Origin of the sequence: Streptomyces ruber (assembly GCF_014648075.1) — a bacterium.
GTDB lineage: Bacteria > Actinomycetota > Actinomycetes > Streptomycetales > Streptomycetaceae > Streptomyces > Streptomyces ruber.
In genome coordinates, this window is sequence record NZ_BMQK01000002.1 from 764,028 (window position 1) to 778,860 (window position 14,833).

Consider the following 14,833-nt stretch of genomic DNA (forward strand, 5'->3'; position numbering starts at 1 on the left):
ACCTAACGCCGACGGCCGCGCAGGGACCGGCGGATGCGGCGCCCTGGCCGGACCGGGGGGCCGTGGACGAGGTCGTCGTGCTCGCCGGTGGACGGATCGTCCAGCGGGGTCCGTACACGGAACCTACGGCGGTGGAGGGACCACTGCGGGACACGGCCGCCCGCGAGGCGGCCGGAGAGCTGCCGGCCGGCCTCGCCGTTTCCGCCGGGGGCGAGCGGGCAGGCGCCCGGGGAGGAGGCGTGCACATGCCGGAGAACGCTCACTTACGCCGCCTGGGTCCGGAGTCCCCGGAGTCCTCACTGCCGGGGCGCAGGCTCTTCGAACTCTCCGAGGAGGCCGCCCGCTGCACCAGCGCCTGCTGCGGAGCCAGCAGCACGGTGACCGGGGGCGGCGGGGAACGGCCCGCGGCGGTCACCCACCCCGACCTGGCCGGACTGGTCTCCGTCCAGCTCCGTTCCGGTGACGGGCCGATACCGGCCGCGGTGCGCGGCGGTGAGCCGGTCGACGCGGCGGACCTGCTGCGGGAGGACCGCTGGCCGGAGTACCGCGCGGTCGCCCTGAACGCGGGGGTGCGCTCCAGCGTGACCCTCCCGTTCCGGCGCTCGGGACTGACCGTCACGCTCAGCCTCTACAGTTTCCGGCCCGGCACCCTGCGGGACGCCCCGCACGGGCCCGCCCGCACGCTCGGCGACCTGGCCGCGGCCTGTCTGCTGCGGGACCGTTCCTACCGGGCCGCGCTGACGGAACTGGACCAGATGGGCACCGCACTGCGCTCCCGGCCGGTCGTCGACCAGGCCTGCGGCATCGTCATGCACGTGCTGGGCTGCGACGCGGACGCCGCGTTCGGGATCCTGCGCCGGGTTTCGCAGGGCACCCACCGCAAACTGACGGACGTCGCCTCGGCCGTCGTGGACAAGCGGGGGCGGGGGCTGGAGAGGGAGCTGGCGCTGCTGTCCGGGTGACGGGGACTCCGTGCGTCCGGCGTTGTGTGGGGGGCGGGGTGGCCCGTACGTCCGGCGGGGCGCGCCGGTGGTGGTGTGTCACCCGCTCGGCGGCGGGCGTCCCGCGAATGGTGCCCGGCGGCGCGCGGCGCGGTGCCGGGCGGGCTGTGATGGAGCGCGGGGCACGACGGCCGTCGTGTCCCTGGGCCCAGCCCGCCGGAGTCCGCCGAAGGAGCCCCGCCCATGCACCGCAGCGCCCGCGCCCTGTCCGTCGCCGTCCTGTCGGCGACCGCACTCTCCACCACCGTCCTGTCCGCCGCGGCCCTCTCCGGTCCCGCCCCGATCGGGGACGGCCCGTCCGCCCGGGTCGGCCCGCGCGCCGTCGACCCGGACGGCTCGACCACCGTCTCGGTCTCCTGCACCCCGGCCGGCGGCCCGCTCCCCGAGACCGTCGAGGCGTACTCCGAGGCGTTCGCGGGGGGTACGGCCCGGCTGCACCGGGTCCCCGGGAGGGACGACACCGCCGGCCCCGCCTACCGGGGCTCCGCCCGCATCGCGCCCGCCGGCGACCTCGCGACCGGTCGCGGGCCCGAGGAGGGAGGTTCCTCCGCGTGGTCCGTCCTGGGCACCTGCCCGGCGGGACCCGACGGGCACGGCGAGCGGTGGAACACCACGGTCACGGTCTTCCCGCGCGGTGACCGGCACGGCGGGGGCACCCGGGGCGAAGTCCGGGGAACCCTCCTCCGGGCCGGGACCGGGGAGCCGTACGGGGACGACCCCGGCGCGGAGTCGCCGCCCGACGAGGGCGCGTACGAGGGCGGCGGCGATCCGCACGCCGAGGGGATGGACGACGGGGCCGACCCCGGCGAGGACTCCCACGGTGGGGACGGCCGTGAGGAGGGCGCCCACAGGGAGGACCCGCACGACTCCCAGGGCTCCCACGAACACGGGCACGAGCACGAGCACGAGCACGAGCAAGCGGAGTCGCGAGGCGAGGGAGACAGGGAAGGGGAAGGGGAAGGGGAAGGGGACAGCGAGAGGGAAGGGGACAGGGAGAGGGAAGGGGGGAGCGGGAGGGACAGGGACCCGCACGACGGCGACTCCCACCTGCCGGTGACCGACCCGCCGGCGATGGACCGCGGTGTCCGCGCGGGCGAGGGCGGCGCGTTCACCGACTCCGTCCCGGCCCTGGCCGCCGGCGGCCTGCTCGTCGCGGGCGCCGTCGGTGCCGCCGTCCAGCGGCTGCGCCCGCGCCGCCGGGGACGCTCCGCGCACCGCTGACGCAGTGACCGGCGCAACGCGGCCGGACGCCCATGACGACGCGGAACCCTGGGTACTCAGTGGCCGAGGAAGCGATCGGCACCAAACGGGACGGGTTGGCTTGCTGCGGGTGGCGCACCCGCACCGGGACTCGCGCGGAGGCACTCATGCGGCGTCGGACGCAGCCGGAGGGGCACGGTCCCGTCCGTTACGGCCCGCCCCTCCCCGACCAGGGACTTCCCGTACTGCCCGGCCTCGTCGCCCGGCTCTGCGCCGCCGCCGAGCGTCCCGCCGCCGAACCCGTCGGCGGGGGACCGGAGCTCCTCGAGGCCGCCAGTGGCTACTGGGACCGGCGGGGCCTGCCCACCGGACCCGACCGGGTGGCCGCCGCCCCCGGCGCGCCCGCGCTGCTCCTCGCGCTGGCCACCGCGGTCGGCGGGGACGTCCTGATCCCGCGTCCGTGCGCCGCGTGGTGGGCGCCGGGCACCCGGGCGTCCGGGAGGTCGCCGTTCCCCGTGCCGACGCCGGCCGAGTGCGGTGGCGTCCCGGACCCGTACGCCCTGCTGGAGACGGTGCGCCGGGTGCGCGTGGAGGGGGGTGACCCGCGGCTGCTGGTGCTCTGCGTCGCGGACGATCCCACCGCCACCGTCGCGCCGCCCGAACTCGTGCACGAGACCCTTGAGGCGGCCGTGAGCGAGGGACTGCACGTGGTCAGCGACGAGACCTGGCGCGACACCGTGCACGCACCGCACGACACCGTTCTGCTCGGCCCGGCCGAGATGCTCCCCGGCCGCGTCACCGTGGTCACCGACCTGGTCGGCTCCTTCCTGCCGCCCGGCTGGCCCGCCGCCGTCGCGCGCTTCCCGGACGACGACATGGGGGGCGCGCTGCGGGCGAGGGTCCTGGACGTGCTCACCGGGCTCGGTGCCCACGTCGCCACCCCGGTCGCGGCGGTGGCCGCCCACGCGCTGGGCGAGCCCGCCGAGGTGACGGCCCGGCTCACCGCCGCGGTACGGCTGCACGCGCGCGTGGCCGGGGCCCTGCACCGCGCGGTGGTCGCCGCCGGGGCACTCGCCCCGCCGCCGGTGGCCGGCCGGCACGTCTACGCGGACCTCGGCCCGCTCCGCCCGGCGCTCGCCCGGTACGGCGTGGGGGACGCGCAGGAACTGGAGGACTTCCTCGCCTTCCGCCTCGACATGCCCGCCCCCGGCGGCCACCGGTTCGGCGACGACCTCGGGGCACTGCGCGTCCGGCTCTCCACGAGCCCCCTGCTCGGCACCACCGCCGAGGAGCGCGCGGCGTCCCTCACGGCCCCCGACCCGCTGGAACTCCCGCACGTCGAACGCGCGTTGAGCGAGTTCGCATCAGCCTTCGAGGACCTCGACGACAACACCAGGCGACGGGAGCCCCGTCGATGACACCCCGCCCCACCCCGCCCGACGCCCCGGACGGTGACCCACCGGCCGGACGGGCCACGGGCACGGCCGGAACCCCGCCCACGGCCCCGGGGCCCCCGGGCACCGCACCCCCGCCGGGCGGTGCCGTCGACGGGGCCGGCGCAGCCGGGGCGGTGCGGCCGGCCGGGGAGCGGCGGGTCTGGCCGCGGTCGTTCGAGGACCGGCTCACGACGCCGCTGCCGGGCATCAGAGCCTTCGCCCGGTTCGCGCGCGAGGGCGCGCTGCGCCCGCGCCGTGAGGGTCTCGCCGACATCGCGCGGATCCCGTACGACCCCGAGCCGCTGCCGGAGGTGGACGCCCGTACCCCGGCCGTGTCCTGGGCGGGGCACGCCAGCTGGGTGATCCGGATCGGTGGGTTGACCGTGCTCACCGACCCGGTGTGGTCCCGCCGCATCCTCGGCACGCCGCCCCGGATCACCCCGGTCGGTGTCGCCTGGTGCACCCTGCCGCGTGTCGACGCCGTCGTCATCAGCCACAACCACTACGACCACCTCGACGCGCCCACGCTCGCCCGGCTCCCGCGCGACACCCCGCTGTTCGTCCCCGCGGGGCTCGGACGCTGGTTCCTGCGCCGCAGGTTCACCCGCGTCACCGAACTGGACTGGTGGGAGGGCGCCGGGCTCGGCGGTATCCGTCTCGACTTCGTGCCGTCCCACCACTGGTCCAAGCGCTCCCTGACCGACGCCTGCCGTTCGCTCTGGGGCGGCTGGGTGCTGACCGACCGCGACGGGCACCGCGTCTACTTCGCGGGCGACACCGGCTACGGCCACTGGTTCTCCCGCATCGGCCGCCGCCATCCGGGCATCGACCTCGCGCTGCTGCCGATCGGCGCGTACGAGCCGCGGTGGTGGCTCGCGGACGTCCACTGCGACCCGGAGGAGGCGGTGCGCGCCTTCCAGGACCTCGGCGCCCGCCGCATGGCCCCGATGCACTGGGGCACCTTCCTGCTGTCGGCCGAGCCGGTCCTCGAACCGCTGCTGCGGGTGCGGGCCGCCTGGGAGCGGGCGGGCCTGCCCCGCGAGGCGCTGTGGGACCTCCCCGTGGGAGGGGCCCGGGCGCTGGACCGGCTCGCGGGCCCCGTCACCGGACGAACCGGATGACGGGACGCCCGCCGTGATCCGCGCGAGCCGGGTCCCCGGTCTACCGGGCCCGCGCCCCGCGCACCCTGCGCCACACACTCGGCACCGTGCTGATCAGCAGCGTCAGTACGACCGCCGCCAGCACGCCCTCCCACGGCTCGTGGAACAGGGAGCCGCCGAGGATGCCGATGAGCTGGTAGGTGACGGCCCAGGCGAGACACGCCGGGAGGTTCCCGCGGGCGAAGCGGCGCATCGGCATCTCCGCCATCAGGCAGGCCAGCATCACCGGGATGCGGCCGGCCGGGACGAGCCGGGACAGGACCAGGACGGTCACCCCGTGGTCGTGCAGCTTCCCGCGGGCCTGTGCGAGCCGGTCCTCCGGAGCGCGCCGCCGGATCGCCTCCAGCCAGCGCGAACCGTTCTTCGAGTGCATTCCGCGCCGGCCCAGCCAGTACAGCGCGATGTCCCCGAGGAACGCGGCGCCGGCCGCCACCCCGAAGAGCAGCAGCAGCGAGACGGGCGCCGAGTCGTGGAAGGCGACCACGGCGGCCGAGCTGACCAGTGCCCCGGTCGGCACCACCGGCAGCAGCGCCCCGACCAGCACCAGCAGGAACAGCGTCGGATACCCGATCGCCTGGTGCGCGGACGCGGTCGGCACGACCGCGTCCGCCACGGCGAGCAACCTCACGCGACACCCCCCGGGGCGCCGGTACCCGCCATCGGCGCGCCCGCCATCGGCGCGCCCGACCCCGGTGTCGAGCCCGATATGCGCATGCCCGGCTCCGGCGGCGGAGCCGACACGTACCACCCCGCCGCGCGGCGCGGACGACCGCTCACCGCGCCACCTCCGGCCGTACCCGCTCCCCGTGCTCCGGCCGGTGCACGGTCACCCCGCGCGCGTGTTCCGCGGCGAGCCGTACGAACTCGTGACCCGGGGCGTGGAACTCGTGGGGACGTACGGCGTCCATGCCGATCGGCCAGTACGTGCCGTAGTGCACCGGTACGGCGCTGCGCGGCTTGAGCAGCGCGAGCGCCTCGGCCGCGCGCCCCGCGTCCAGGTGCCCCGCACCGAGGTGCGGTCCCCAGCCGCCGACCGGCAGCAGGGCCACGTCGACCGGCCCGACCTCGTCCGCCATCGAATCGAACAGCCCGGTGTCCCCGGCGAAGTACGTCCGCGCGGTGCCCTCGATGACATAGCCGAGGGCCGGCGAGAGGTGCGGCCCGACCGGCAGCCGGCGGCCGTCGTGCCGCGCGGGGACGACGCGCACCAGCAGGGCACCGACCTGAATCTCGTCCCCGGGCACCACCTCGGTGAGCCGCAGATGGGCGAGCCGGCGCAGGGAGGGCACCTGGCGCCGCGCGCCTCTGGGCACGAGCAGCCGGGTGCCGGGCGCGAGCCGCGCCAGCGAGGGTACGTGCAGGTGATCGGCGTGCAGATGCGAGACGAGCGCCACGTCCGCCACGGCCGCCTCGGGAGGCGGCGGCGCCCCCCGGCGCCTGCGCAGATGCGCGAGCCGGCGCGCGAAGAGCGGATCGGTGAGCACGCGCGTGCCGGAGTCCTCGACGGTACAGGTGGCATGCCCCCACCACGTGATCTCCACGAGCGCTCCTTCCGCGTCCCCTCGCGATCCCTTCGCGCGACTCCCCCGAGCCTACGGGCAGGAGTAGGGTCTGCGGCGACATCCGGAGGCGAGGGGGACCCATGGGAGACGTGAGCGACGCCCCCGGCAGGCCGTACGTGGTGCGGGTCGCCGCGATCGCCAGCCTGACCCCGCTGGAGGAACTCGACGCCGAGCCCTTCCTGGTCGATTCCCGCGGCCAGCACGCCATGTGCGCCCGCTGGGCGGCCGAGCGCGGCTACGTGGTCACCCGCGAGCTCCTCGTCCGCGCCCTGCGCCCCGACCACACCGTGCTCTGGTCCGACGTGGAGGCGGGCATGGTCGACGTGTTCGTCGCGCCCAGCCGCCGGGTCCTGGAGCGGGCGCTGGCCTCCGTCGAGCAGTTCTCCGCCGAGTGCGCGCGGCGCGGCGTACGGCTGGAGACGGTCGGCTCGGCGGAGCCGGCGTACGACGCCCGGATGAAGGCCCGGGTGCACCGGCGGCTGTCCATGCCGACCGCGGGGTACGACGGCCGCTGACCGGTGACCGGGCCGCGCGCCGGCCACCGAACCCGTGAACGAACATCCCGGCCCCCTGTGACAGGCTGGGGCGAGTCCCGCGGACCGGGCGGGCCAGGACGCGAGGTGCATGGAGAGTGGGCGGCGGGCGATGGCGGCGCGTAGCGAGCGGAGTGTGGCGCAGCGTCACCGTGTGGGCCGTGTCCACCGTGACCATGCTGCTGCTCGCGGGCGCCCTGCCCGACTTCCGGCTGCAGTCCGGGACCGGTGACGACGCCACCACGATCGCCGTCACCGCGGCCTTCGGCGCCGGCGCCTTCGGTCTGCTGTCCGCGCTGGTGTGGCCGCTGCTCGTGCGGCTGCTGCTCCTCGTCCCCGCCCTGGTCCTCGGCCTGCTGGTGTTCTTCCTGAACGGGTCGCTGCTGCTGCTCGCGCTGCGGCTCAACCCCTCCGGACGCGGTGAGGTCGCCCCGGAGACCGCCGTCCTCGTGGCCGCCGTGATGTCCGCCGTCGCCTCCGCCACCGGCGCCGCCCTCGCCGTACGGGACGACGACGCCTACCGGAGGCGGCTGTACCGCCTCTCCGACCGGCGCCGCCTCTCCGCCCGCCGTGGACGGCGGCCCGTCGCCGGTCCGGGCCCGGCCGGCCCCGGCACGGTCTTCCTCCAGCTCGACGGCGTCGGCCACGACGTGCTGGAGGCCGCCGTCGCCGAGGGGCTGATGCCCACCGTGGCCCGCTGGCTGGGCCACGGCTCCGCGGGGCCGCCCACCCACCGCCTCACCCCCTGGCGCACCGACTGGTCCAGCCAGACCGGCTCCAGCCAGCTCGGCATCCTGCACGGCAGCAACCACGACGTCCCGGCCTTCCGGTGGTACGAGAAGGACACCCAGGAGGTCATGGTCAGCAACCGGCCCTCCAGCGCCGCCGAGCTCCAGCGCCGCGCCGTCGAGCGCACCGGCGACGGGGGACTGCTCGCCGACGACGGGGCGAGCCGCGGCAACCTCTTCAGCGGCGGCGCCGAGCAGCTCGCCCTGGTGCTGTCCATCGCCGCGCGGCGCGACCGCACGACCCGCTCCCGGGCCGGTTACTTCGCCTACTTCAGCGACCCCGCCAACGCCGTCCGCACCGCCATGTCCTTCGTCGCGGAGGTCTTCCGCGAGATCGGGCAGTCCCTGCGCGCCCGGTTGCGCAAGGAGCGGCCGCGCGTGGGCCGCGGCGGTCTCTACCCGTTCATCCGCGCCTTCGCCACCGTCGTCGAACGCGACGTCGTCGTCGCGGCGGTCATCGGCGACATGCTCGCCGGGCGCTCCGCGATCTACGCCGACCTGGTGGCCTACGACGAGGTGGCGCACCACTCGGGGCCGCACGGCCGGGACGCCGGAAAGGTCCTCGAACGGCTCGACCGCTCCCTGGCGCTGATCGAGCGGGTCACCGAGCACGCCCCGCGCGCGTACCGCATCGTCCTGCTGTCCGACCACGGCCAGAGCCCCGGCGAGACCTTCCTCGGCCGCTACGGCCTCACCCTCGGCCAGCTCGTCCGGGCCGGCTGCGGGCTGCCCGTGCCGCGCCGGGCGCGCCGCACCCACAGCGGGTCCGAGGCCCGCGCCGCCGTCCGGGCCGCGCTGCGCCGGCCCGTCGAGGAGGGCGCGGAGGAGCACCGGCCCCCGCGCCACTCGGAACCGGTCGTGCTCGCCTCCGGGAACCTCGGGCTCGTGTCCTTCCCCGACGTGCCCCACCGGATGAGCAAGGAGGAGATCGACCGGCGCCATCCCGCGCTGCTCTCCACGCTCGCCAACCACCCCGGCATCGGCTTCCTCCTCGTCCGCAGCGAGGAGCACGGCGGCGTCGTCCTCGCCGCGCACGGGGCGGAGGTCCCGCTGGACGAACTGGACGACGACCACCCGGGTCCGCTCGCCGACTTCGGCCCGGGCGCCGCCGCGGCCGTACGGCGCACGCACGGGTTCCCGCACGTCGCCGACATCATGGTCAACTCCGCGTACGACCCGGCCGACGGGGAGGTCCTCGCCTTCGAGGAACAGATCGGCTCCCACGGCGGCCTCGGCGGCGCCCAGGGCCGCCCGTTCCTGCTGTCGCCCCTGGCGCTGTCGGCGCCGGTCGGGGACGGCGGGGAACTCGTCGGCGCGGAGCAGGTGCACCGCGTCCTGCGGCGCTGGCTGCGCGAGTCGCACGGCCCGCAGGTGCCGCAGGCGGCCGGGCGACAGGACCGGCGGGCCGCCTGACCCCCCGGCCGGACCGGGGGTTCCGGCTCCGGTAACCCCTCCTGCGCCTACGAGTGCCTTGGATGTGATCGGATGGGGCACACGGACCCCGGGCAACGGGACCACACGCGAAAGGAAGAACCGTGGCTACCACGCGCTCCGCACACACCGTCTGGGAAGGCAACCTGACCGAGGGCAAGGGCGTCGTCACCTTCGACTCCTCCGGCATCGGCGAGCAGCCGGTGTCGTGGCCGTCGCGCGCCGAGCAGGCGAACGGCAGGACCAGCCCGGAGGAGCTCATCGCCGCCGCCCACTCCAGCTGCTTCTCGATGGCCCTCTCCCACGGCCTGAACGGCGCCGGCACCCCGCCCACCAAGCTCGTCACCTCCGCCGACGTGACGTTCCAGCCGGGTGAGGGCATCACCGGTATCCACCTCACCGTCGAGGGCACCGTTCCGGGCCTCGACGAGGACGGCTTCGTGGCCGCCGCCGAGGACGCCAAGAAGAACTGCCCGGTCAGCCAGGCGCTGACCGGTACGACGATCACGCTGACGGCGAAGCTCGCCTGACGACGCGACGTCCCCCTCCGGTGCCGCGGTCCGTACGGGCCGCGGCACCGGTCGCGTCGGGCACCGGCCATTCGCGGGCACCCGGCGCACCCCGCTCCCTTGACAGACGGGCACTCAAGTTTTGTGCTGGAAGCGGGAGAACCCTCCGGAGGGTCGCCGGGCGGAACAGGCGGAAGGGGACAGCGATGGCACGCGCGGTCGGGATCGACCTCGGTACGACGAACTCGGTGGTGGCCGTTCTGGAGGGCGGTGAGCCGACCGTCGTCGCCAACGCGGAGGGCGCGCGGACCACCCCCTCCGTCGTCGCCTTCGCCAAGAACGGCGAGGTCCTCGTCGGCGAGGTCGCCAAACGGCAGGCCGTGACGAACGTGGACCGCACCGCGCGCTCCGTCAAACGCCACATGGGCGACGCCGCCTGGCGCTTCCCGGAGCACGGCACGGTCGACGGCACCCGCTACCGGGCGCAGGAACTCTCCGCGCGGGTGCTGCAGAAGCTGAAGCGGGACGCCGAGTCCTACCTCGGCGAGGACGTGACGGACGCGGTCATCACCGTGCCCGCCTACTTCGACGACGCCCAGCGGCAGGCCACCAAGGAGGCCGGGGAGATCGCCGGCCTGAACGTCCTGCGCATCATCAACGAGCCCACCGCCGCGGCCCTCGCGTACGGCCTCGACCGCGGCGACGAGCAGACCGTGCTGGTCTTCGACCTCGGCGGCGGCACCTTCGACGTCTCCCTGCTGGAGATCGGTGACGGTGTCATCGAGGTCAAGGCCACCAACGGCGACACCCACCTCGGCGGCGACGACTGGGACCAGCGGATCGTCGAGCACCTCGTCAAGCGCTTCAAGGGCCAGTACGGCGTCGATCTCGGCAACGACAGGATGGCCCTGCAGCGACTGCGCGAGGGCGCCGAGAAGGCCAAGATCGAGCTGTCCAGCTCCTCCGAGACGACGGTCAACCTGCCCTACATCACCGCCTCCGCCGAAGGCCCCCTCCACCTGGACGAGAAGCTGACGCGCGCCCAGTTCCAGGAGCTCACCGCCGACCTGCTCGACCGGTGCAGGACCCCCTTCCACCAGGCCGTCAAGGACGCGGGCGTGAAGCTGTCCGCCGTCGACCACGTGATCCTCGTCGGCGGCTCCACCCGCATGCCCGCCGTCACCGACCTGGTGAAGGAGCTGACGGGCAAGGAACCGCACAAGGGCGTCAACCCGGACGAGGTCGTGGCCCTGGGCGCCGCCCTCCAGGCCGGTGTCATCCGCGGCGACGTCAAGGACGTCCTGCTCCTCGACGTCACCCCGCTGTCCCTCGGCATCGAGACCAAGGGCGGCATCATGACCAGGCTCATCGAGCGCAACACCACCATCCCGACGCGTCGTTCGGAGATCTTCACCACCGCCGCCGACAACCAGCCCTCGGTCGGCATCCAGGTGTACCAGGGCGAACGCGAGATCGCCGCGTACAACAAGAAGCTCGGCGTCTTCGACCTCACCGGGCTGCCGCCCGCACCCCGCGGGGTGCCGCAGATCGAGGTCGCCTTCGACATCGACGCCAACGGCATCATGCACGTCTCGGCCAAGGACCTCGCCACGGGCCGCGAGCAGAAGATGACGGTGACCGGCGGCTCGGCCCTGCCCAAGGACGACATCGACCGCATGGTGCGGGAGGCCGAGAAGCACGCCGAGGAGGACCGGGAGCGGCGCGAGGCGGCCGAGGCCCGCAACCAGGCCGAGCAACTCGTGTACCAGACCGAGAAGTTCCTCCGCGAGAACGACGAGCGGGTGCCCCAGGAGACGAAGGGCGAGGTCGAGTCGGCCGTCGCCGAACTGAAGCGGCTGCTGGAGGACCAGGCGGGCACGGCACCGCTGCGCGCCGGGATCGACCGGCTCGCCTCGGTCAGCCAGAAGATGGGGCAGGCGATGTACGCGCAGGCCCAGGCGCCGTCCGGCACGGCGGATGCCGGAGGACCCGCCGGGGAGCGGGGCGCGCCGGACGACGAGGGAGTGGTGGACGCGGAGATCGTGGACGACGACAAGGGGGGCGCCGCGTAGGGCGCCCCGAGGGGGCGCGTGGGGGCCCGGCGGAGCCCTCAGTACCGGTCCCGGTACTCCTTCAGCAGCTCCCTGGTGCGGTCGGCCGTCGCCGCGTGGGCGGCCATGTGGTCCAGCACCTCCAGGTGCGCGGCCACCTCGGCGCGCGAGTCGAGGTACAGCGCGCCCGTCAGGTACTCGCTGTACACCATGTCCGGCAGCTCGGGCTCCGCGAAGCGGAACAGGACGAACGGCGCGTACGTCCCCGGGTGCGGGCCCGACGCGAACTCGGCGATCTGCAGGGTGATGTGGTCGCGCTCCGTCATGCCGAGGAGCTTGTCCACCTGGTCGCGCATCACCGCGGCCCGGACGCTCACCGGACGCGCCAGCGCGGTCTCGTCCATGACGACCCACAGGTGGGGCGGGTTCTCCCGGGCCAGCAGCTTCTGCCGGGCCATCCGCAGCGCCACGTGCCGGTCGATCACCTCGGACCCCTCCAGGCCGGCCGTCCCGGCCTCCAGGACGGCGCGTGCGTAGTCCTCGGTCTGGAGCAGTCCGGGCACGTAGTGCGGCTCGTACTGCCGGAGCACCCGCGCCGCGCCCTCCAGGCTGACGTACATGCTGAACCAGTCGGGCAGCACGTCGTGGTACCGCTGCCACCAGCCGGGCCGGTTGGCCTCCTCGGCGAGCTGGACGAAGGCGGCGGTCTCGTCCGCCGGCACCCCGTACGCGGTCAGCAGTATCTGGATGTAGGGAATGCGCAGCGCGGTCTCGGCCGACTCCATGCGCCGGACGGTCGCCGGGGCCACCCGGAGCACCTGCGCCGCCTCCTCCCGCCGCAGCCCGGCCGCCTCCCGCAGCTCCTGCAGCCGCTTCCCGAGCACCACCTGGCCCACCGTGGGGGCCAGCCGCCGCTGGCTCACGCCGCGCCTCCCCGCTCGTGCAGGTACGCGGCGGTCGCCGCGTCGGCCGGGAGGAAGGTCTCGACGGCCAGCTCGGCGACGGTGACGTCCATCGGGGTGTTGAAGGTGGCGACGGACGACACGAAGCTCAGCACGCGGCCGTCGTGCTCGACGCGCAGGGGGAGCGCGAAGTACGGCACGGGCGCACCGGACCCGGCCTCGCCGTCGGGGTCCCGGTCGGGCACCGGATAGGCCGCGACCTCCTCGTACAGGGCGCGCAGGGCGTCCGACCGCTGGAGGGCGATCTGCCGGGTCATCTGGGCGAGCAGGTGGTCGCGCCACGCGCGGAGGTTGCGGATGCGCGGGGCCAGTCCCTCGGGGTGCAGCGTCAGGCGCATCGCGTTCGGCGGGGGTGCGAGCAGCCTCTCGGACACGCCCTCCAGCAGCGTCAGCAGGCCCCGGTTCGCGGCGATCACGTCGTGGACGGCGTCGACGACCAGCGCCGGGTACGGCTCGTAGCCCTTCAGCAGCCGCTCCACGCCCTCGCGCAGGGTGCCCATGGCCGGGTCGTCGAGCGGGGTCCGCGGGTAGTGCGGCGCGTATCCGGCCGCCAGCAGCAGCTCGTTGCGCTCCCGCACGGGGACGTCGAGGTGCTCGGCCAGGCGCAGCACCATCTCCTCGCTCGGCCGGGCGCGGCCCGTCTCGACGAAGCTGATGTGCCGGGCCGAGGATCCCGCCCGCAGCGCGAGGTCGAGCTGGCTGACCCCGCGCCGCTCCCGCCAGGCCCGCAGCAGCGGACCGGCACCGGCGTCGGGGCGAAGGGCGGGGGATCCCGAGGACGCGGAGAACGCGGAGAACGCGGAGGAAGCGGGGGAGGCGGGGAGCGCCGGGGACGCCGGTGAAGCGGGGGACATGGCGGCGGAGGAGGCGGACGGGACGGAGGCCATGGCGATCACCGTAGCCGAGGACGGCGCCCGGGTGACCCCCGCACCCGGCCCGGCGCCTGCCCGCATCGCGGCCAAAAACGCCTCCGCCGTCCGCCCCGCGCCGTCCGGCCAGGAATGGAACGGACCGTTCGTGGCACGCTGTGGGCGACCACACGGCGACAACCGGCCGACGAAGCAGAAGGAGCGAGCCCATGCCCGTGGAACCCCTGTCGCGGAAGGACATCGAGGACCGGCTGGCGGAGCTGCCCGGCTGGTCGCTGGACGGGGACCGGCTCGCCCGCTCGTACCGGCTGGACTCGCACTTCGCGGCGACCGCCATGGTGGTCCACATCGCCCAGGTGCAGGAGGAGCTCGACCACCACTCGGACCTGACCCTCGGCTACGACACCGTCTCGCTGACGGTCCACACCCACAGCGCCGGCGGGGCCGTGACCGCGCGCGACTTCGAGCTCGCCCACCGGGTGGAGAAGCTGGCGCCCGGCCACGGTGCGAGCTGACCGAGGTGCTGGACTACGACGAGGAGGCCGAGCGGTACGACGTGCTGCGCGGGGGCGAGCCCCGGGCGGCGGCGGCCGCCGCGGCACTGCTGGGTCTCCTGCCGCACGGTGCCCGCAGCCTGCTCGACGTGGGGTGCGGCACCGGCATCGTCACCCGGCTCCTCGCGGCCGGACGGGACGGGCTGCGGGTCACCGGCGCCGACCTGACGTGGGGGATGGCCCGCCGGGCCGCCGCCCGGCTGCCCGGCGCCGTCGTGCTCGGGGACGGCCGCCGGCTGCCCTTCCGCGACGCGCGGTTCGACGCCGTCACCAGCGTGTGGCTGCTCCACCTCGTCGCCGGGCCCGAGGACGCGCGGACCGTCGTCGGGGAGTGTGCCCGTGTCCTGCGGCCCGGCGGTGTGTACGTCACGACCGTCGACAAGGCCGCCTCCCACAACGTGGGCAGCGACATCGACGCCGTCCTCGCCGCACGTCCGCGCAACCCGGCCACGGACGCCGCGGCGGACGTCGAACGGTACGCCCTCGAGCACGGTCTGCGCCCGGCCGGACGGGCGTGGTTCCCGGGCCGCGGCCAGGGCCGCAGCCCCCGCCGCACCCTCACCGACCTGCGGCGCGGCTGGTTCGTCACCCTGCCGCCGGACGGCCCGCTCACCGAACGGCTCGCCGCGCGGATCGCGGCGCTGCCCGACCAGGACAGGCCGCGCCCGGACCCGGTGTTCGCGTTGCGGGCGTTCCGCAAGACATGAGCGCCGCCGCCGCGGCAACTTCCCGGTGAACGGCGGCGACTGGGAGGACGGAACCCGCCCGTCCCCCAGG

The 14,833-nt window shown here is 75.2% G+C and carries 15 protein-coding genes; 10 read left to right on the forward strand and 5 right to left on the reverse strand.

The annotated features are described in order from the left end of the window. Positions 1-2: 2 nt before the first annotated feature. Complete coding sequence (locus IEZ04_RS07855) at positions 3-263, reverse strand: hypothetical protein (protein ID WP_189215951.1); 261 nt, start codon at positions 261-263, stop codon at positions 3-5. On the opposite strand from IEZ04_RS07855, the gene IEZ04_RS07860 reads away from it, so the two are divergent. From IEZ04_RS07860 to IEZ04_RS07875, 4 genes are all read left to right on the forward strand, one after another. Next, positions 246-962, forward strand: a complete 717-nt coding sequence (locus tag IEZ04_RS07860; protein WP_189215952.1) for an ANTAR domain-containing response regulator — start codon at positions 246-248, stop codon at positions 960-962. The genes IEZ04_RS07855 and IEZ04_RS07860 overlap by 18 nt on opposite strands. Positions 963-1,184: 222 nt before the next feature. Further along, positions 1,185-2,222 carry a hypothetical protein gene (locus IEZ04_RS07865; protein ID WP_189215953.1) on the forward strand — a complete coding sequence of 346 codons (1,038 nt, stop codon included), beginning with the start codon at positions 1,185-1,187 and terminating at the stop codon, positions 2,220-2,222. A gap of 146 nt (positions 2,223-2,368) precedes the next feature. Continuing rightward, positions 2,369-3,619, forward strand: coding sequence for an aminotransferase class I/II-fold pyridoxal phosphate-dependent enzyme (locus tag IEZ04_RS07870; RefSeq protein WP_189215954.1), 1,251 nt, complete (start codon positions 2,369-2,371; stop codon positions 3,617-3,619). Further along, positions 3,616-4,758 carry an MBL fold metallo-hydrolase gene (locus IEZ04_RS07875; protein ID WP_189215955.1) on the forward strand — a complete coding sequence of 381 codons (1,143 nt, stop codon included), beginning with the start codon at positions 3,616-3,618 and terminating at the stop codon, positions 4,756-4,758. Before IEZ04_RS07870 ends, IEZ04_RS07875 begins: the two co-directional genes overlap by 4 nt. Before the next feature lie 40 nt (positions 4,759-4,798). Here IEZ04_RS07875 and IEZ04_RS07880 read toward each other — a convergent pair whose 3' ends face one another. Beyond that, positions 4,799-5,425, reverse strand: coding sequence for a DedA family protein (locus IEZ04_RS07880; protein WP_189215956.1), 627 nt, complete (start codon positions 5,423-5,425; stop codon positions 4,799-4,801). Positions 5,426-5,570: 145 nt separating this feature from the next. Continuing rightward, complete coding sequence (locus IEZ04_RS07885; RefSeq protein ID WP_189215957.1) at positions 5,571-6,338, reverse strand: MBL fold metallo-hydrolase; 768 nt, start codon at positions 6,336-6,338, stop codon at positions 5,571-5,573. 101 nt (positions 6,339-6,439) lie between these two features. Here IEZ04_RS07885 and IEZ04_RS07890 point away from each other — a divergent pair, with 101 nt between their 5' ends. From IEZ04_RS07890 to dnaK, 4 genes are all read left to right on the forward strand, one after another. After that, positions 6,440-6,874: a hypothetical protein gene (locus IEZ04_RS07890; protein ID WP_189215958.1), complete on the forward strand. Its 435-nt coding sequence runs from the start codon at positions 6,440-6,442 to the stop codon at positions 6,872-6,874. Between the two features lie 116 nt (positions 6,875-6,990). Next, entirely contained in the window at positions 6,991-9,093 is a 2,103-nt protein-coding gene (locus IEZ04_RS07895) for a phage holin family protein (RefSeq protein ID WP_189215959.1), read from the forward strand. Between the two features lie 122 nt (positions 9,094-9,215). Further along, positions 9,216-9,641: an OsmC family protein gene (locus IEZ04_RS07900; protein WP_189215960.1), complete on the forward strand. Its 426-nt coding sequence runs from the start codon at positions 9,216-9,218 to the stop codon at positions 9,639-9,641. Positions 9,642-9,826: 185 nt separating this feature from the next. Then, positions 9,827-11,692 carry a molecular chaperone DnaK gene (gene dnaK, locus IEZ04_RS07905; RefSeq protein ID WP_189215961.1) on the forward strand — a complete coding sequence of 622 codons (1,866 nt, stop codon included), beginning with the start codon at positions 9,827-9,829 and terminating at the stop codon, positions 11,690-11,692. A gap of 38 nt (positions 11,693-11,730) precedes the next feature. Here the strand turns inward: dnaK and IEZ04_RS07910 are convergent, their stop codons facing one another. Together IEZ04_RS07910 and IEZ04_RS07915 are read right to left on the reverse strand one after the other, a co-directional pair. Next, entirely contained in the window at positions 11,731-12,594 is an 864-nt protein-coding gene (locus tag IEZ04_RS07910; RefSeq protein ID WP_189215962.1) for a Sco1979 family transcriptional regulator, read from the reverse strand. Beyond that, entirely contained in the window at positions 12,591-13,520 is a 930-nt protein-coding gene (locus IEZ04_RS07915; protein WP_229820883.1) for a helix-turn-helix domain-containing protein, read from the reverse strand. Before IEZ04_RS07915 ends, IEZ04_RS07910 begins: the two co-directional genes overlap by 4 nt. Positions 13,521-13,711: 191 nt before the next feature. On the opposite strand from IEZ04_RS07915, the gene IEZ04_RS07920 reads away from it, so the two are divergent. Together IEZ04_RS07920 and IEZ04_RS07925 are read left to right on the forward strand one after the other, a co-directional pair. After that, positions 13,712-14,017, forward strand: a complete 306-nt coding sequence (locus IEZ04_RS07920) for a 4a-hydroxytetrahydrobiopterin dehydratase (RefSeq protein WP_189215963.1) — start codon at positions 13,712-13,714, stop codon at positions 14,015-14,017. Between the two features lie 5 nt (positions 14,018-14,022). Continuing rightward, the gene (locus tag IEZ04_RS07925; RefSeq protein WP_189215964.1) at positions 14,023-14,763 is read left to right on the forward strand and encodes a class I SAM-dependent methyltransferase; all 741 of its coding nucleotides are present in this window, start codon (positions 14,023-14,025) and stop codon (positions 14,761-14,763) included. The last annotated feature ends 70 nt before the right edge of the window (positions 14,764-14,833 follow it).

Coding starts and splice junctions, on each gene's coding strand:
- IEZ04_RS07860 (WP_189215952.1), top strand. CDS start 246: ATGCCGGAGAACGCTCACTTACGCCGCCTGGGTCCGGAGTCCCCGGAG.
- IEZ04_RS07865 (WP_189215953.1), top strand. CDS start 1,185: ATGCACCGCAGCGCCCGCGCCCTGTCCGTCGCCGTCCTGTCGGCGACC.
- IEZ04_RS07870 (WP_189215954.1), top strand. CDS start 2,369: ATGCGGCGTCGGACGCAGCCGGAGGGGCACGGTCCCGTCCGTTACGGC.
- IEZ04_RS07875 (WP_189215955.1), top strand. CDS start 3,616: ATGACACCCCGCCCCACCCCGCCCGACGCCCCGGACGGTGACCCACCG.
- IEZ04_RS07890 (WP_189215958.1), top strand. CDS start 6,440: ATGGGAGACGTGAGCGACGCCCCCGGCAGGCCGTACGTGGTGCGGGTC.
- dnaK (WP_189215961.1), top strand. CDS start 9,827: ATGGCACGCGCGGTCGGGATCGACCTCGGTACGACGAACTCGGTGGTG.
- IEZ04_RS07915 (WP_229820883.1), bottom strand. CDS start 13,520: ATGGCCTCCGTCCCGTCCGCCTCCTCCGCCGCCATGTCCCCCGCTTCA.
- IEZ04_RS07920 (WP_189215963.1), top strand. CDS start 13,712: ATGCCCGTGGAACCCCTGTCGCGGAAGGACATCGAGGACCGGCTGGCG.